Source organism: Mesorhizobium sp. WSM4848 (assembly GCF_055811375.1).
Window position 1 is genome coordinate 12,474 of the sequence record NZ_JBVVPX010000019.1, and the last position, 16,533, is coordinate 29,006.

Here is a 16,533-nt window from a genome sequence, read left to right on the forward strand (position 1 = left end):
CATCAGAACCGGATCAACCGCTCCTCGTGAGAGGCATTTAGCGTCATGGGGCCATTGCGGACCAGAGACAGCATTCCGATGCCACCATAGGCCAACGTCCCCGCCGCCCTGACGATGCAGACCTGTGCAGTTGTAGCGCGATATAGGGTGACACCTGCGACCACCGCGTTATGGCATGAGCCTGAGGCGGCAATGGTCACCGTCACATTCGCCTTCTGCCAGCCGACGATGCGCGCATTCCCTGTCCCCGCGGCATTGCCGAACACCGCGATGTTTGTGGCAGTATCGGCGCAATTGATCGTCAGCCCGGCCTTGGTGTACAACTGGCTGTTGCAGCGCGCGGCAAAGCGTGCCGCGTCCGACAGGCCGGCCTCCATCAGCAGCTTTTTGTGGATCATATTGCCGAACTCGAACACGCCCGCTGACAGGATCAGCATCAGCGGCGCGATCAGCGCCATTTCTACGAGAGCCGTGCCGCGCTGCTCGCGTCGAAATCTGTGGAGATGATGGTACAGCGCTTCGATCATCGCCATCACCGGTAGAGCTGGGCTTCGTCACGAAGGAAATTGTCGAGCGTACCTTGGCCGGCACCCCCGGTTACATCGACCAGTTCGACCATCACCGACGCGTCCTCTGATGCTGACGGCACAGGTTCAGTGAGGAAGAAACTTCCGAAGGCTTCGACCGGCAGATTGGTGCTGTGGCCGGACAGGCCGTTGCCCGCAGCTTCGAGTGCAGTGCAGTTCAGGATCGCGCCGTAAAGCAACCGACGATCAACTGTGGTGACAGGCGGTTGGCAAGCTGCCGACGGCGTTCCGATCTCTCCACCGGTCGATGCGGTCCCCACCAACCCGGCCGATATCTCGTAGCGGTAGACCTCATAGCGCGTTGGCTTGGTCGTGTCCCATGACGATGGATAGGCAGCGGACCCGAAATTGGTGCTCCAATAGCCGGAGAAATCCCAATTTCCGTCGCCCATCCTGCCGCCCTGATACGGGGTGGTCGCGTCGCGCGGAAGGCCCATCGTTCCAGCTTCGGTGAATGAAAGTCGGTTCATGGAAGGGCATTGGTTAGTGCTGCCGGTGGTCTGTATCGCCCCCTTTCGGACATTGGCGGCCGGACCGTACTCGGGGCTGTCGAAGTGGTTGCCGTTAGCTCCAATCCCGAAACGAACGTTGAAGGCATCTTGCACCGGGCCGGCATTCTGACCGGTCTTCGTCGTTACGTTCGCGGAATTGTAACAGCCGATCGGCGTCGAAGTTGCGATGGTCTGGGCCAGCGCCTGGGCACCATTTCCCACATTTGGCGGAGGCTCGAGGAAGCCGAAATTGCCCGGGCCGGCCGCAGCCCCATTTCCGACCTTCCTCAGTTCTATCAGCCGGCGACGGACGGCCGGATTGGCAACGGCCTGCTCGAGCGTATAACCCCCGGCATTGTTTGTCCCGTTCACCATCTCATAGGGATTGCACATAAAGACAGGCGTAAAATCGCAGACGCCGGAGGTGAAGCCCGCCACGGCGACTGCCCCGACATTGAAGCTGTCGCTGGCGCCGGATGTCACAAATGAGGCGGGAAAGATCGCGGCAAACCCTTGGGGCGCGACTGTCACCTGGATGAACCGTGTTTCCGCCTGTCCGACAGCCATGTTGGGATCTGCAAGATAGGTGGCCTGATTGGCGGTTGTAATCTTGGTCCCGTCGTTGGCAGGGATCGCTTTGAGGAAGCACCAGGAAATGTTGCCAGCACTGTTGCAGCGCTGCGTGCCTCCCGGCTGATCGGAGGTCAGAATGAACCTGCCTGCCGTCGAGAAGTTGCTTTCATTGTCTACGAGCGTCGCCATGGCGCGTTCGGCCCGCGCCCAGGAACCGCTGCTTCCATCCAGTTCCGCTGCCGCCGCGAGCGCAAACGCGTCCGCCCCCTTCTGAAGATCGTTGTGGAGGTTGTTGACGCGGCTCATATCGATCACCAGCAAGGAAAAGCCGATGATCGCCGGCAGCATGACGCTGACGAGAATCAGCGCTATTCCCCTCTGATCGTGCCAGAACGCGCGAACAATCCGCAGCATGGCCTTACTCTTAGCTCCCCTGACGCCAGTCGCTTTGCCTGACGCTGAACCCGCACCCTTCTATTCAACCCCGGTGTTGCCGACATTGACCGTGATGGCCGGCGGCGGCGGTGGCGGTGGTGGAAATTTGTAACTCTGGGCAATAGCGGCAGCGCGCGCGCCGTCGCCTTCGATCGCCGTGTTCTTCGACGCCGGATTGAGCGGATCGACGGTCTGCAGCAGCGAATTGTATTTCTGCGTGTCGCCGGCAGCCAGCGTCACCGTTTCGTAATTGTTCAGGTAGTCGGCGGCGCAGCCCGTCAGCGCGCCGGCGCACAAGAGCAGGAGCAAGGTTCTATTTCTTGACATAGAGCATCTTGTCCTTTGATTTCAGGTCGAGCATGTGGCCATAGGGGCCGACCACGCCTTGGCCGAGTTCATATTTGCGAACCATGTCCTTGGTCACTTCGAGCTGACCGAGGATGAAGAGCTCCGGGTCGTTGGCGGGCCGCGTCTTGTCGAACGGCGTCGCCAGCTGCTCGCCCGGCTTTACCGGCCGCACGATACGCGGCGTGACGATCACGACCAGTTCGGTCTCTTCCTTCTGGTTGCTCGAATTCCGGAACAGCGTCCCGACGATCGGCACCTGGCCGAGCCACGGCACCTGCCTCTGGATCTTGGCGTTCTTGCTGGACAGAAGCCCGCCGACCGCGAAACTCTGGCCGTCGCGCAATTCCACGACGGTCGACAGCTTGCGGTTGGTGAAGATCGGGTCGCCGGCGACGGTGAAACCGGTGAGGTCGCTGACTTCCGGCGCCAGCCTGATGTTGATCTTGTCGTTGTTGAGCACGACCGGCGTGAACAGCAGATTGACGCCGAACTGCTTGTACTCGATGCTGATCTCGCCATCCTCGTTCAGGGTGCGGATAGGCACTTCGCCGCCGGCATTGAAGCTGGCCAGCTCACCGGAAAGAGTGGTGAGGTTGGGTTCGGCAAGGGTGCGCACCACGCCCTTATTTTCGAGCGCCTCGATGATCAAGTCGACCTTGATGTTGCTGTCGATGACACGGGTGATCAGCGCCGCGAATGGATTGCTGTTCGAAAGAAGGCCGGTAAGCAGATTGCCCGGCCCCAGCACCACACCGTCCTCGTCGACGGCGGCTATGCCCGTTGCGGTGCGGGTCGTGCCGCTGCCGTTGGTGCTCCTGATCGAGACGCCAAGATCGCGGCCGGCGTTGCGCTTGGCCTCAAGCACGCGCACTTCGAGGTTTACTTGCTGGCTATCGTCGACGGTCACGGCGTTTATGATCGCATCGGGGCCATATTGCTGGGCAACCTCCATGATCGCCGCCAGCGTGGCACCGTCCTTGACATGGCCGCCAAGCCTGACCTTGCCGTTGATCGAACCGATATCGATGCGCGCCGTGGGAGCGACCTGCCGGATCGCCTGCGCCATGTCGCTCACGTCGACGCCGACCTCGATCTGGATCACGCCGAGCGAACGCTTGTCTTCTGAAAAGAGGTTGACGGTGGTGGTGCCGGCGCTCTTGCCGATGACATAGAGCGTGCGGTCGGTCATTGGCTGGGCGTCGGCGATCTTCTCGTCGCCGACGACGATGTCGCCCAGCGTGGCGTTCACCTGGATCGTCACCGACTGCGACATGGGCAGGAAAACACGGTGGACGCTGGGGTTCGATACATCGATCCTGCGATCGGCTGCATGAGCAGCAAGATCGATCGACAGCAGCATGACCGAACAGGCCAGCGCGGCAGCCGCCAGTGGTCCCCGGAACATTCGCATCTAGACTACCCCCCTTGCCGATTCGTTCGGCAATACCCTAGCGTTATTTTTGTCGCGGCACGTCGTAAGATTCGAGTTTTACACCCCTGAAGACGCCGATTGTCGCACGCGCCGGCGGTTCCGGCTGCACATATTTGATGACTTCCTTAACCACCTCTTGCACCTGGGGCGCTGAGGCCACTGCCGGAGCCGGTTTTGCGCTGCTCAACAGGTCGAGCCTGCTTCCCACCCGTTCCACGGCCTGGGTCAGCCCATTGATCTTGTCGTCTGCGCGCTTGCGCTCGGCCGCGGCCTCAGCCTCGGCTAGTGCCTGCTTGGCGAGTTCGGCCTGCCTGGCGGCGACGTCGGCCGGCGTGTCGCCGGTCAGGTCGGAAAGCGTGATGCGTTCGGTCGTCTCGCCCTCGCTGGCGGCTGCCTGGCGAAGCGCCAGGGACAGCTGGCCGGCGCCGGCGGCCAGTGTAAGCTTCTGGGCGTCCCTGGTGCTGGCCTCGAGCGTGACCGACTTCACCACCGTCGGACTGTCGGTGCTTTCGTCGGCAACCTGATCGACGGCGAGCACCTTCATGCTCTGCAACAGCACGTCAACAAAACTCCTGTCCGCGCCACCATCGCCGCGCGCGGTGCGCGTCAGCAGCACGTCGACACGATCGCCGGGAAAGACAAATCCGGCGACGCCGAGCACGTCGTTGACCCTGATAGAGACGGCCTTCATGCCTTCGCCGAGCACCGCGGAGAGCGTGGCACGCTGGCCGGGACCGGTGATCTTAGTGGCGAGAACAGGCTCGTTGGCGCTGATCGCCTGCAGCGCCTGCCTGGTGCCTTCGCCAGCGAGCGCCTCTTTCGTTGTCTTGAAAGCTCCGGCCGGAATGGCACCCGCAGGCCAGGCGATTTCACGCAGCTTGTCGGCCGACAGTGTGTCGCCGAATTTCAGCGCCACCGCCGCCACCACGACCGTATCGCGCTGGATTCCGTTTGATTCTGCCATGGCACTACGCTGGCTGGCCAGCCAGACATTGGCGAGTACCACCGCCAGGACGCCGAACACGCCCGCAAGAACGATCATGATAAGTGTATTCGCACGCATAGCCCCAAGCCCCAAGTGCAGGAATTCGCCCGCCGCGATTGGATTCAGGCCCGGATCGGAGGGACCCGGGCCTGATGTGATCAGGCGATCAGGTTCCGACGCCCGTTCCTACGTTGCAAGTGCCGAGTGGCGATGCTTCCAGCGCGGCGCATAGGCCGGTAAAGCGGCCAGTCACCCAGCCGCCGATCGCCAAGATAGCAAGTATCGCTGCTGCGGCGATAATGCCGACAAGGATGGAATATTCGACCATGGCAGCGCCGTTTTCGTCGTCGCGGAACTGCCGGGTCATCGTCATGAGCTTCTTCATGCCAATTTCTCCCTTTGGAGGTTTGAACCCGACGAGACGAGCCAAGGATGAAATCCATACCCAAGCATCCCCCGTCATCTCGATCTAAGTCCCGACGAAAATCAGAGTCAAACGGGATTAAGGGTTTCTTAACTTTCCTATACATGATTTAGCAAGAATATTGCCGATCTCATGCGGACCAAAACATTGATTCGGCTCGTTTTTCAACCCGCCTTAACCATTCGTTCATAATTTGGCCGTGGGTGTGCCGGAAGTGGGCAGCATTACCGATGGTGCATATTCCTTTATATCTAAGGCCTTAGGTTGGTTCTATGACGCCTTTGTGGCAACAAAGGCACTTGGCATTGAAGCGAGTCCTCGTCTTCCATTAGGACAGCGCCGCTAGACCAAATAAACATCGCGTTTTCTGATCCTTGATCTTAACTATGTCTGAAGTATTAAATTGCATGGTGAGCGGCTGGCGCTTGTGCCACGCGTGGTTAACGCTTAGTTTCAGCGTGGGGATTAAACGGGGGAAGAAGCATCATGTTGGGTCGATTCACCAAGGGGCCAAGCGAACCGCGGGTCGAGCCTAGGGTTGAGCCGATCGTGACGTCGCCAGTCGCGGCGCTTTCCCTTGCAGCCGACATCGAATCGGAAGGTGACGGTTTCCTGACGCTCAAGGTCGAGCTTCACCGTCATCTGATCGACCGGTTCAATCTTGCCGCGCTTGAAACGGCATCGAAGGATGAGATCCTGAATGAAATCCGGCCGATCGTGCGCGAGTTCGTTCGTGCTCGCGCTGTACCGCTGAACGCACGTGAGCTCGACAGGCTGACCAGTGAGACAGCCGACGAGATGCTGGGCCTCGGGCCGATCGAGCCGCTGCTCAAGGACGACTCGATCACCGACATATTGATCAATACCCACAAGCGCGTCTTCATCGAGCGGCGCGGCATGATCGAGGAGACGGCGATCCGCTTCCGCGACGAGGCGCATCTGCTGCGCGTCATCAACAAGATCGTTTCTGCCATCGGCCGGCGCGTCGATGAATCGGCGCCGATGGTGGATGCGCGACTGGAAGACGGCTCGCGTGTCAACATCGCGGTGCGGCCGATCTCGGTGGACGGCCCATTGGTGTCGATCCGCAAATTCTCCAAGAATCCCTATTCTCTCGAACGTCTGATGGTGTTCAATTCAATCCGCCAGCCGATGATCGATCTTCTGCGCATTGCCGTGCAGGCACGCAAGTCGATCCTGGTTTCAGGCGGCACCGGCAGCGGCAAGACGACCCTGCTCAATGCGCTGTCGAGCTATATCCCGGCCAGGGAGCGCCTGATCACCATCGAGGACGCGGCGGAACTGCAACTGCAGCAGCCTCATGTCGGCCGGCTGGAGACGCGTCCGCCCAATGTCGAGGGAAAAGGCGAGGTTCGTCAGCGCGAGTTGCTGAAGAATGCGCTGCGCATGCGGCCCGACCGCATCATCGTCGGCGAAGTGCGCGGTGAGGAAGCTTTCGACATGCTGCAGGCGATGAACACCGGCCATGAAGGTTCGATGACCACCATCCATGCCAACACGCCGCGCGATGCAATATCGCGGCTGGAACAGATGGTCGGCATGGCCGGCATGCCGATGACCCATGAGTCCATTCGAGCGCAGATCGCGTCGGCCATCGACATCATCGTGCAGACGCAGCGTCTTTCGGACGGTGGCAGGCGCGTCGTTTCAATCTCCGAACTGACCGGCATGGAGGGCAATGTCGTCCAGCTTCAGGAGATTTACCATTTTGTCCGCCGGGAGGTGACGCCGGAGGGCAAAATAATCGGCGATTTCCGCGCTACCGGCATCCGTCCACGCTTTGCCCCGGAGGCGGCGACGCTTGGCCATCATTTTGCCAAGGACGCCTTCAATCCGCAGGTTGCGCTCTGATGCCCACCAGTCAGACTTTGCTCTACTTCATTTATGTGCTCGCGGCCGCCTCGACGATTCTCGCTGGTGAGGCCCTGTATTTTTCCTTTGTCAAGCGCCGCTCGCGAGTCAGCACGATTAACCGCCGGATGAAGCGTCTGGTTGATGACGTTCCGGCCGAACTGACCTTGCAAGGATTGCTGCGCGAACGTGGGCTGACGGACTCGGGCGACTTTCTGTTTGGTCTGATCTGGCTGAACAGGCTCTATACCCAGTCCGGCATTACCGGGAATCCGCTGTCTTTCGCCGTGAAGTTCCTTCTAGCAGGACTGGCACTGGCGTTGCTGCTCTCGATCTTTCTGGGCTTCTCGACATTGGTGTCGTCTATTGTTTTTGCGGTGGTCGGATTTGTGCTGCCGCTTCTGGTTCTTCGCCGCGCACGCAGCAAGCGAATTCAGAAATTCGCCAAACAGCTCCCGGATGCGCTGGACATGATCGTTCGTTCGCTGCGCGCTGGACATCCGGCTTCGGTGGCGATTGGTCTCGTCGCCCGCGAAATGCCTGATCCGCTCGGCACCGAATTCGGCATCGTTTCCGATGAAATCACCTTTGGACTCAGTATTGAACAAGCCGTGCGCAAGCTTTCACAACGCGTAGGCTTCGAGGGTCTTCATCTGCTTTCGGTGTCGCTGTCCATTCAATCCAAGACCGGCGGCAATCTCACCGAGATTCTACACAATTTGTCGTCGGTGTTGCGCGAGAGGCAGAAACTGCGAATGAAAATCAGGGCGCTTTCGTCCGAGGGCCGAGTGTCAGCATGGATCATCTCCTTGTTCCCGGTCGCGATGTTCCTGGTCCTTCAGATACTTGCCCCAGCCTACTACGGAACCGTCTGGAACAATCCGGTCATCATGCCTGTGTTCCTGATTTTCGGGTCGTGGGCGCTGCTAGGTGATTTCATTATGTATCGAATGGTCAATTTCGATTTCTGAACAGGGGCGAAGCATAACTTGTTTTCGAACGTCCAGAACCTGAGTGTCTTGGTTTCCATTGCCGTCTTCGTGGCGGCGGTGGCACTTTTTCTGTTCGGCGCGCTCGTCTTCTTGCCGGCGCTGCAGACGCGGAAGCTGGTCGCAAAAAGCCTGATGGCCGAAGGTATTGCCGATCGCCGTTCGCTCGTTGGACAGGAGCAGCTTGCCAAGATCGCAGCGCAGCGGCCAGTGGACGCATATTTTCGCTCGATCGAAAAGGAGCGGGACGAGCCCAGCGCCTTGGACGCGAAGCTCTTTCGCGCCGGCTTTTACCAGTCAAGCGCTCCACTCATTTACACCTTGTCGCGGCTTGGCGCGGTCTGTGTCGGCTTTCTGGCGGCCTATGCGCTACTGTCACGAGTCCTGCCGCCTCAATTGCCCGCTTTCATAGCCTTTGCCGGTTCTGCTTTGTTTGGGCTCGCCTGCATGGTGATTCCAAGCGTCCTGCTCGATCGCTTCGAGAAGGGACAAAAGCGGATCTATCGTCGTGGCTTTCCCGATTTCATGGACATGATGATAACCTGCGCCGACGCAGGCATGAGCCTCGAGGCGGCCGTCGAGCGTGTCAGCGGTGAACTCGCCGGCACCCACAGATGGCTCGGCATCCAGCTTTCGATCATGACTTTGCAGTTGCGCGCCGGCAAACCATTGCGCGAGGCCTTGCGCGAACTTGCCGACCGCATTGGTCTTGACGAGGCTCGGGCGCTGGCTGTGCTTTTCAGGCAGTCGGAAGAACTTGGCACTAGTCTCACCGACGCCTTGCGCGTCTACAGCGACGAAATGCGCAGCCAGAGAATCCTAAGTGCCGAAGAGCGTGCCAATGCTTTGCCGGTCAAGATGATGATCCCATTGGGGCTCTGCATCTTCCCGGTCGTGTTGATGGTCATCATGTTACCGGTGATCATTCGAATGAGGGGTGTTTTCTTCTAGGCACGTCTGTGCTTTGGTCGAAATACAGAGTCGGAGAGAACTCTTTTGGGGGACGAAATGACAGGGCCAATGCGCCTCGCAGCCGTAGCCGGTTTGCTGTTTATCGTGCTTTCCGGCTGTCAGACGGCTGGTACCAACGGCGTCGTCCGCACCAACGAGCCCTCAAAAGGTGACGTGACAGCCTTTGGCGATGCCTTCGACGGGCTGAAGACGGTCAGCGACGTCGAGTACTATGCCTCCGACCAAGCCGTCGCCGAAGCCAAGAACCAGTTCCGCGCGGAAAACTACGGCAATGCCGGCGCCCTGTTCTACAAGGCGACGCAACTGGCGCCCAATGATGGTGGTGCCTGGATGGGCCTGGCCGCCTCTAGCGATCGGATCCGCCGCTTCGACCTCTCCGACCACGCCTATCGCCAAGCCTTCCGACTGGTCGGCGGGACGCCCGAATATTACAACAATGTCGGCTATTCCTATCTGCTGCGCGGCAAGCTTCAGGACGCGCGCAGCAATTTCCTCAAGGCTTATGAACTGGCGCCCAACGATCCGACCGTGGCCAACAATCTGAAGCTCCTGTCGTCCAGCGTGAAGAATCTCGAGCGGTAAGGCGACAGCATGTTGCTCGCCGCATCGCTGCTGCTGAAGGGGCTAGCCATTCCTTTGCTGGCAAGGATCGCCTGGCTCGACTTCACCACCCAGAAGATATCCAACCAGAATGTGCTGCTGCTGCTTTGCCTGGGTTTGGGCTCGCTGCAGCTCCTGTCGGTGCAATCCGGGTCGTGGTGGGACATGGGCCTGAGCGGGCTTGCCGGTGTTTTGCTGTTTGTTGCGCTCTTCCCGTTCTGGGCCCTGCGCAAGATCGGGGCCGGCGACGTCAAGCTGATGGCGGTGGTGCCGTTGCTGATCGGCGGCAGCGGCCTCGTCGTATTTTCAGTGCTGCTGCTGGTTTTCGCGCTCGCCACGGCGATGGTCGTCAAATATCCGCTCATGCTGCCGCAAGGCGTCTTTCGCCTGTATGTTCAGCACCTGGACCGCAAAGGCGTTGTGCCGTTTGGCGTGCCGATCTCGCTCGCAGCGATCTGCACGATAGTGTTTCAGATTTATACCAACATGATGGTGCATGCCGGAGTACCAGCCTGAAATGGAACGCACGAAAATCCTTTCGATGCTCAGAAGCGAATAACTTGCACTGAACCGGCGAAGTGCTTGGATCGCAGTTACGGGCGGGCGCTGCATGCGGGGTCGAACCATCGACAGGAGCTATGTCATTCTCTGGAGTCTCGCTGGGCGCTGAAGGCCAGTCGACAGGCACGTTGGCTGCCATGCGCACGCCCGCGGCCATGCAACTGGCCTGAGTGCCACTGCCATCTATAACGTGCAGGAAACCTCGTCTGCCGGTTTTGAGGCTCTGGTTGCTGTATCGTTCGTGAAAAGGGCCGGCGCGACGTGTACGCTGGCCCTTCTTATGCGGTAACAGGTAGCTCGCCCCTCCAAAGGGAAAGAAGCAGAACTTGCTACCCAAACGCGTCAGGTTCCGACGCCCGTCGTCACGTCGCAGGCGCCGAGAGGCGAGGCTTCCAGCGCGGCGCATAGGCCGGTAAAGCGACCGCTCACCCAGCCGCCTATGGCCAGGATAGCAAGTATCGCTGCTGCGGCGATGATGCCGACAAGGATGGAATATTCGACCATGGCAGCGCCTGAATCGTCTTGGCAAAACTGCCGGGCCGTCGTCATGAGTGTGTCCATGGACTTCCCCTGTTAACCCGACCTGTCGACGTCGGTCGAGTAAACATGCGCGGGAGCTAATGCAATAGCATCATTCGAACGAGGGACCAGAGCCGCCTAGAACACAATGCTGATAAACTGCGGGCAGCCAGTCACCGCATAGCTAGGCGTCGTGAATGTGCCTTTTCCCGAGAAATAGTGGCAGGTGGATCCACCCGCTGGGCTCTTCGCCTGATGATAGAGAACCCCTGTCGACGTAGCGAACATCGCGCCAATCGCCCCCGCCGCTATAATTAGCAGCACACCCAGAAAGACGACTACTTTCCGCATTTTCTAGCCCCGCGATCGCGAATGGTGGTGGCAATGAACGTTTGCAGTCCGCGTTTGAGGGCGATCAGGCCAATCAGGATTGCGCTTGCCACAGCAATCGACGCCCACCTAGTTGCGTGAAGGTCGCCAGCGTCGGCGGTGTCTAGCGCGCTTTCGCCACTGGCCCGAACGATTGTCTTGGCGAGATTTGTCCACTCCTCCCACTCCCCGAGGCAATGCGTCCGTTGCCGATTGGAGTCCAGTGAGCAGGCCATGCGCACGGGCAGCGGTCAGCGGGCTTCGAAGCCCTTTTGGCGGTGTCATTCGTGTAGAAGAGGGCCGGCGCTACGAACGCCGGCCCTTCTTCTATAGGATAGCAAGTAGCTCGCCTCTCCAAGAAGCAGACCTGCTACTAAAACGCGTCAGGTACCAACACCAGTGCCGGCGTTGCAGGTGCCGAGTGGTGACGCTTCCAGCGCTGTGCAGAGGCCTGTAAAGCGCCCTGTGACCCAGCCGCCGATAGCCAGGATCGCGAGAATTGCAGCGGCGGCGACAATGCCGACGAGGATTGAGTATTCTACCATCGCGGCGCCGGAATCGTCGTCGCGGAACTGCTTCATAAGATTTTTCATGTGACTTCCCCCTGTTACGCAACTAACCCGGACAGAGGTGCTATAAGCTCATCCTCGGTCCCGACATGATCCTGTGCCAAGCCGGGATAGGAAGTCAACAAATCGCTTAACCCATTGTTAACCTTTGAGGCTGTGAAAGCCTGTCTGTGTCCTATATTTTCCTAATATAAGAGACTGATAATAATGATTTTCTTGGTGAAATTAACCAGTTCGGTCGATCGTCTAGACTAGAACTGACAAATATATATCCAGCTATGCGCCTAGTGACAGGTGGATGCGCCCGTTGGGCTCTTCTCTTCGTGATAAAGAACGCCTGTCGACGTTGCGACCATCGCGCCAAATCGCCACCGCCGCCAATTCGTCTAGTCGTAGATGATTTGGTGCCGCTGGCCGTCAACATTCATGAAACTGACGCGAAGCTCCTCATCAAACTCGCAAGAGGCCATATGAGTCGTTACGAATCCGGCCTTGTCTCGCGTTTCAAAGTCGATCGTCACCAGTAGCAGCGGGATGTCCTCTTTTGCGCGGATGCGCCGGTACGACGACAGAGGTTCCTTGCCGAATAACCGGACGGACCATTCACAACGCGGGATCGTGACTTCTTCGGCCGATAGGTCGTCGGCCGACCAACTGCTCGAGCTGCCGAGAGCCAGGATGACAGTGGTTGCCAAGCAAACGCGCTTCATCGCCTTGCCTTCCGCCAGCCCGCCGCGCGCGCCTCTTCCTCGGGGCAGAACCACCTCACCGTACTGCCCGTGCCTTTGCGCGGGGCTTTACGCGGCCTGTAGCTGTTCGACAGGCATCCTGCCTGACATCGCAATCAGCCGCAGAGCGGCAAACCCGGCCAAAACTATGAAAACCGCCGTGACTGTAAGGAAGATCGACGACGCGAGAACGGTCCCGCTCTGGTCATAGCAACTTGCGAATTCCATGGCGCTTCCCCCTTCAAACCCACCTGACGGCTTGCATGATGATCCTGCTTCGGGCGAAATACAAGCGCGTGCTAATGCACGATGATGCGAGAGTGAGCCGAATGAGTTTCCTTCGCCCAAGACCAGCCGAAGAAGGCTTACCCAAACAGCGACCCTATGGGGAAGTCGGCCGGCGCCTCTACAGCGCCTATGATGCCGCAGCCGGGAAGGAGCCGGTCAATCGCGTAAAACGGCGGCGCCGGTCATTGCTCATAGGCGGCGCCTCACTCGCTGCCGTCGTGGGTCCTTTGATGTACTTGATAGGCGCGGGCCAACCCTGCCGCGCCGCCACAGGCGGGCGCCAGGACGCGCGGAAGGGTTCGGCGTTGTAGGACAGCGGCCGACAGAAACGCGCGCTGGCGGGGCTCTGCTTACTTGTACGCCTTGAGCGCAATCAGACCGAAGAGAATCATTGCCGCCGTCAGGATCAGCGCGCACGTCTTGATCGCTCTATGCGACCAAGGCGCAGGCGGCGGCGGTGCGTTCACAACCATTCTCTCAGCTACTTCTCGGGCACGCCTCTCCTGCTCCAATGCAATTCGTCGAACCTCTATCGCGAGAGGGGCAAGCCAGCGTTTGCTCTGATGGCCGAGCCGGGGGACCCGCAAATATGTCGGCAGTGCTTCCGTCAGTGTCAACCGCGAGATGCGGGAGCGGCTGTGGAAGCGCGTCCAGGAACATGCCGGGCCACCGCCAAAGGGCATGAAACGGCCGGCGACACAATGGGTCAAGCCCGGGGCTGATCGGTCGCGTGAAGCACCTACGCGGCGAGGAGGATTTGCGGCATGCTTCGCTGCAGGATTTTCGAGAAGAATAAGGGAACTGGGGCTATATGCGGAAAATTGGGATGGGCATCATGTGCGTTGGCTTGCTGCTCCTCGCAACGGCCTTCTATTTAGGCGCCGGTCCGTCCCGCGAAGGCCGGCTCTATCTCGGCGCTATCTTGGGCGCCGCAACCTTCATTTCTGGTGCGTGGATGTACATAGCCGGCCGAAATGGTTGGCTTTAGGTAACTAGACCCGCTTGCGTTTCACATAGGTCTCAGGAATATAATCCTCTCCGTTGCGGCGATGCCCTTCAACCGAGATCGCCATGCCCCAAAAGACCCTCGCCGACACCTTGGCCGCCCGCGAAACCATCTGTGTCAATTGTGCGCACCCATGTGCTGCAAATCGACGAAGCTCGACATCCAGGCGCTGATTGACAGGCTCGGCCGTGACCACGGCTCGATGCAAGACGACCTGGTCGGGCTCTTTGTCTGCTCAAATTGCAAGGCTGCCGGCCGTGACCGCCGGCAGGTGTTCTTCACATGCATTCCTGACTACGAAGGCCAGCAGCGGGCGCGCAATCGCGACTGGAAACCGCCTTTCGGGAGCGGGTAGACGAGGAGGCGCAGGCCCTCGACTTGGCGAGGTCGATCAATGGTCGATAAGAGTGCGAGGAAAATCGAGCGGCCAGCCGGAACGCGCGCGGATGGGGCTCCTAAGAGCTAATCCAAGAGGCACTGGCACGCGAGCTTCCACTCGTCAGCCTGTATGATTCAGTAGTCTGGTGGAGGTGTCACGACGATGTTCGGTATTGGCGCGATCGACGCCTTCTACGGTAATCGCGAACATCCCGTTTTCGACCCTTCCTATCCAGCCTTTTGCTTTTAGATACCAGAGATGAAATTCCAGATGTTCACGCGGACAGCCCGACATGCGTTCGAGTTCTTCATCGCCAATGCCAGGATTGGTGACGTCTTGTCGGCGTTTGACATAAAGTAGCGAGAGCAGTTTGGCCTGAATGACGCCGTCCCGTTCGATTCCTTTAGTGTTGCTGACTTCCTCAATCAACTCGAGGCGAAGTTTCAAATGGTCTTTATACTGAATGTCGTACTGCACGCGTTTGACCGGATCTTTGAGAGTATTATGGGCCTCCGCGATTTCACTGAAGCGTGATGCATCGCCGGTATCCTGATTGTCGGGATGGTAGCGCATAGCAAAATAACGAAATACCCGTTCTATCGTTTCCGAGTTGGCGTTCGGGCTGATTTCCAGGAGTTCGTAGTAGTCAATGAACAAAGTGGTGCTCCCACAACATTGCTATTGCGCACACAGTCGAGAGAACGTCGCCGGAGTGTCTTGCGGTCATAGCCAGAAATCCGCGCTTGCGGGTTTCTACTCGCTCAATTCGTGGCATTAGTCCCCCTCCCGTTTTGCAGATACTAGCGCGCAAGCTTCGCCTCTGCAAAGGGCTGCCCTCATTCCGGTCATCCGCCGATATAGGTCGGCGATCATTCTCTCCAGTTGGGATCACTGATGCCCGCCTGGTAGTCCTCGCGCACCGATCCGATTTCGATTGACGGATCGTCTTCCAAGGCTCGAACTGCCCTCGCTATGAGTCGCTATTGGTGATCTCTGGTATAAGTGTCTGCTATGAAGGTAATCATGGACAACCGTTACCCGCCAGACTCGGACTTCGTCTGAATGGCGGCAAACGAATTCGGGCCGAGACCTGCGATGCCTTCAGGGCTTGTGTGGCGGCGCCGATCAATCGCGCCGGAATGTCCGTGATGGATCGGAGCAGGCGCAATGTGCTGATCGGTGCGTCTATCTTCGGAGCCCTGATCCTTGCGGGGCTGTTTCCTACCATGTGCGCAATGCGGCAAATCAGGACAAAATCCCCCATGGCCGAAACCAGCCGTCCCAAACGGCCGCCGGGACAGGCGAAGCCGTTGCTGGAGGAAGATATCGCGCCGGTGCTTGCGCGCCTTGATGCCTGGTATGCTGCCCATCTGCCGCCAGACAAATATGTGTTCAATCCGCCGGCCACGGACGCGCAACTGGATGCGTTCGAGCGCCTGATCGGCCTCAAGATGCCGCGCGCCTATCGCGACCTATACCGATGGCACGACGGCGAAAACGACGACCGTCGGGGCCATATCTATGGGCATCCGCTGCTGCCGCTGCATCAGGCAGGGGCGCAATGGAAAGCCTGGGTCGCTGTGCTCGCCGATTTCGGCGGCAATCGCTATGAAATTCCCGGAGGGGCGTGGCCTGAACACGCGATTGACCCGGCCTATATCAATCCGCGCTGGATACCGCTGACCCATGATGGCTCAGGCAATCATATCGGTCTCGATTTCGATCCGTGGCCCAGCGGTCGCGTCGGCCAGGTCATCCTCTTTGGGCGCGACGAAGACGTGAAGGCCGTGCTTGCGGAATCCCTTGGCAAGTTCCTCGAGTGGATCGCCGGCCTGCTGGAAAACGGCAATTTCAGATTGGAAGCGGCGGAAGAGCCAGTGCTGCACCGGTTCCGATTGAAAGCCCCCCCATCAAACGACTTCCACGAAGGCGCACGAAGGCTTCTCGGCGCACCTGGCCCCTTCCTATGACGGCACGTATTTCGGTGACGCACTGCGAAGCGGGATAGGCATGGCATCGTGACTCTGCAGGGTTGCAACTTGGTATTAGCCCTTGCCAGTGAGAGCGAGGCGAGGAATATAATCCTTCGTTGCGGCGACCACGAAACCGAGATCGCAACTCTCAAAGGGCGATGTGGCGCTCCAAAAACTCTTAGCGTCAACGATCGAGGCGACTTCATCACAATGAAGGGCGACAAGCGCAATTGAGTCAGGGCATTAAGGCGTACCGGCGCGAAAAAGGGCCTGGCAAGAGGAAGGCGGAATCGGATCCGAACTGGCCTTGGTGGTCGCGCAAATCCGCCCGGAAATTACGGCAAGCGTCCGAGAAGAAATTTTTTGCGGGATCGAACAGATGTGTTGGCTGGAAAATAGGCAAATTAGTCGCTCCGCGAAGGTGATGGCTGAG

At 59.0% G+C, this 16,533-nt stretch carries 16 protein-coding genes; 6 read left to right on the forward strand and 10 right to left on the reverse strand.

Annotated features, from left to right (window positions below):
• Positions 1-2: 2 nt before the first annotated feature.
• The 6 genes from AC0L16_RS18220 to AC0L16_RS18245 form a co-directional block, all read right to left on the reverse strand.
• Positions 3-533, reverse strand: coding sequence for a TadE/TadG family type IV pilus assembly protein (locus AC0L16_RS18220; RefSeq protein ID WP_473622348.1), 531 nt, complete (start codon positions 531-533; stop codon positions 3-5).
• Positions 533-2,065 carry a TadE/TadG family type IV pilus assembly protein gene (locus AC0L16_RS18225; RefSeq protein ID WP_473622349.1) on the reverse strand — a complete coding sequence of 511 codons (1,533 nt, stop codon included), beginning with the start codon at positions 2,063-2,065 and terminating at the stop codon, positions 533-535. Before AC0L16_RS18225 ends, AC0L16_RS18220 begins: the two co-directional genes overlap by 1 nt.
• A 60-nt stretch (positions 2,066-2,125) precedes the next feature.
• Positions 2,126-2,413 (reverse strand): hypothetical protein, encoded by a 288-nt coding sequence (locus tag AC0L16_RS18230; protein ID WP_473622351.1) that lies wholly within the window; start codon positions 2,411-2,413, stop codon positions 2,126-2,128.
• Complete coding sequence (locus tag AC0L16_RS18235; protein WP_473622352.1) at positions 2,400-3,845, reverse strand: type II and III secretion system protein family protein; 1,446 nt, start codon at positions 3,843-3,845, stop codon at positions 2,400-2,402. The genes AC0L16_RS18230 and AC0L16_RS18235 overlap by 14 nt, the downstream gene beginning before the upstream one ends.
• 43 nt (positions 3,846-3,888) lie before the next feature.
• On the reverse strand, positions 3,889-4,929 hold the full coding sequence (gene cpaB / locus AC0L16_RS18240) for a Flp pilus assembly protein CpaB (RefSeq protein WP_473622353.1): 1,041 nt from the start codon (positions 4,927-4,929) through the stop codon (positions 3,889-3,891).
• A gap of 88 nt (positions 4,930-5,017) precedes the next feature.
• The gene (locus AC0L16_RS18245) at positions 5,018-5,236 is read right to left on the reverse strand and encodes a Flp family type IVb pilin (protein WP_029348654.1); all 219 of its coding nucleotides are present in this window, start codon (positions 5,234-5,236) and stop codon (positions 5,018-5,020) included.
• Between the two features lie 525 nt (positions 5,237-5,761).
• On the opposite strand from AC0L16_RS18245, the gene AC0L16_RS18250 reads away from it, so the two are divergent.
• Genes AC0L16_RS18250 through AC0L16_RS18270 form a run of 5 tightly spaced genes read left to right on the forward strand, consistent with a single transcriptional unit; the run spans position 5,762 to position 10,224 of the window.
• Positions 5,762-7,147 carry a CpaF family protein gene (locus tag AC0L16_RS18250; protein WP_473622355.1) on the forward strand — a complete coding sequence of 462 codons (1,386 nt, stop codon included), beginning with the start codon at positions 5,762-5,764 and terminating at the stop codon, positions 7,145-7,147.
• Positions 7,147-8,118, forward strand: a complete 972-nt coding sequence (locus tag AC0L16_RS18255) for a type II secretion system F family protein (RefSeq protein ID WP_473622356.1) — start codon at positions 7,147-7,149, stop codon at positions 8,116-8,118. Before AC0L16_RS18250 ends, AC0L16_RS18255 begins: the two co-directional genes overlap by 1 nt.
• 18 nt (positions 8,119-8,136) lie before the next feature.
• The gene (locus AC0L16_RS18260; RefSeq protein ID WP_095494313.1) at positions 8,137-9,087 is read left to right on the forward strand and encodes a type II secretion system F family protein; all 951 of its coding nucleotides are present in this window, start codon (positions 8,137-8,139) and stop codon (positions 9,085-9,087) included.
• A 57-nt stretch (positions 9,088-9,144) separates the two neighbouring features.
• Positions 9,145-9,690, forward strand: coding sequence for a tetratricopeptide repeat protein (locus tag AC0L16_RS18265; RefSeq protein WP_473622358.1), 546 nt, complete (start codon positions 9,145-9,147; stop codon positions 9,688-9,690).
• A 9-nt stretch (positions 9,691-9,699) separates the two neighbouring features.
• Positions 9,700-10,224, forward strand: coding sequence for a prepilin peptidase (locus AC0L16_RS18270; RefSeq protein WP_473622359.1), 525 nt, complete (start codon positions 9,700-9,702; stop codon positions 10,222-10,224).
• Between the two features lie 387 nt (positions 10,225-10,611).
• On the opposite strand, the gene AC0L16_RS18275 is transcribed toward AC0L16_RS18270, so the two are convergent.
• The 4 genes from AC0L16_RS18275 to AC0L16_RS18290 all read right to left on the reverse strand — a co-directional run bounded on the left by AC0L16_RS18275 (position 10,612) and on the right by AC0L16_RS18290 (position 14,784).
• Entirely contained in the window at positions 10,612-10,830 is a 219-nt protein-coding gene (locus AC0L16_RS18275; RefSeq protein ID WP_095494310.1) for a Flp family type IVb pilin, read from the reverse strand.
• 710 nt (positions 10,831-11,540) lie between these two features.
• Positions 11,541-11,750 carry a Flp family type IVb pilin gene (locus AC0L16_RS18280; protein WP_473622360.1) on the reverse strand — a complete coding sequence of 70 codons (210 nt, stop codon included), beginning with the start codon at positions 11,748-11,750 and terminating at the stop codon, positions 11,541-11,543.
• Between the two features lie 362 nt (positions 11,751-12,112).
• The gene (locus tag AC0L16_RS18285; RefSeq protein ID WP_473622362.1) at positions 12,113-12,421 is read right to left on the reverse strand and encodes a hypothetical protein; all 309 of its coding nucleotides are present in this window, start codon (positions 12,419-12,421) and stop codon (positions 12,113-12,115) included.
• 1,826 nt (positions 12,422-14,247) lie between these two features.
• Positions 14,248-14,784 (reverse strand): DnaJ domain-containing protein, encoded by a 537-nt coding sequence (locus AC0L16_RS18290; protein ID WP_473622363.1) that lies wholly within the window; start codon positions 14,782-14,784, stop codon positions 14,248-14,250.
• Positions 14,785-15,113: 329 nt separating this feature from the next.
• On the opposite strand from AC0L16_RS18290, the gene AC0L16_RS18295 reads away from it, so the two are divergent.
• Positions 15,114-16,097: an SMI1/KNR4 family protein gene (locus AC0L16_RS18295; RefSeq protein WP_473622365.1), complete on the forward strand. Its 984-nt coding sequence runs from the start codon at positions 15,114-15,116 to the stop codon at positions 16,095-16,097.
• Positions 16,098-16,533 lie beyond the last annotated feature (436 nt).

Bases quoted from the DNA above. Each gene is read 5' to 3' on its own strand.
- AC0L16_RS18230 (WP_473622351.1), bottom strand. From the start codon at position 2,413: ATGTCAAGAAATAGAACCTTGCTCCTGCTCTTGTGCGCCGGCGCGCTG.
- AC0L16_RS18220 (WP_473622348.1), bottom strand. From the start codon at position 533: ATGGCGATGATCGAAGCGCTGTACCATCATCTCCACAGATTTCGACGC.
- AC0L16_RS18235 (WP_473622352.1), bottom strand. From the start codon at position 3,845: ATGCGAATGTTCCGGGGACCACTGGCGGCTGCCGCGCTGGCCTGTTCG.
- AC0L16_RS18275 (WP_095494310.1), bottom strand. From the start codon at position 10,830: ATGGACACACTCATGACGACGGCCCGGCAGTTTTGCCAAGACGATTCA.
- AC0L16_RS18270 (WP_473622359.1), top strand. From the start codon at position 9,700: ATGTTGCTCGCCGCATCGCTGCTGCTGAAGGGGCTAGCCATTCCTTTG.
- AC0L16_RS18280 (WP_473622360.1), bottom strand. From the start codon at position 11,750: ATGAAAAATCTTATGAAGCAGTTCCGCGACGACGATTCCGGCGCCGCG.
- AC0L16_RS18245 (WP_029348654.1), bottom strand. From the start codon at position 5,236: ATGAAGAAGCTCATGACGATGACCCGGCAGTTCCGCGACGACGAAAAC.
- AC0L16_RS18255 (WP_473622356.1), top strand. From the start codon at position 7,147: ATGCCCACCAGTCAGACTTTGCTCTACTTCATTTATGTGCTCGCGGCC.
- AC0L16_RS18225 (WP_473622349.1), bottom strand. From the start codon at position 2,065: ATGCTGCGGATTGTTCGCGCGTTCTGGCACGATCAGAGGGGAATAGCG.
- AC0L16_RS18250 (WP_473622355.1), top strand. From the start codon at position 5,762: ATGTTGGGTCGATTCACCAAGGGGCCAAGCGAACCGCGGGTCGAGCCT.
- cpaB (WP_473622353.1), bottom strand. From the start codon at position 4,929: ATGCGTGCGAATACACTTATCATGATCGTTCTTGCGGGCGTGTTCGGC.
- AC0L16_RS18265 (WP_473622358.1), top strand. From the start codon at position 9,145: ATGACAGGGCCAATGCGCCTCGCAGCCGTAGCCGGTTTGCTGTTTATC.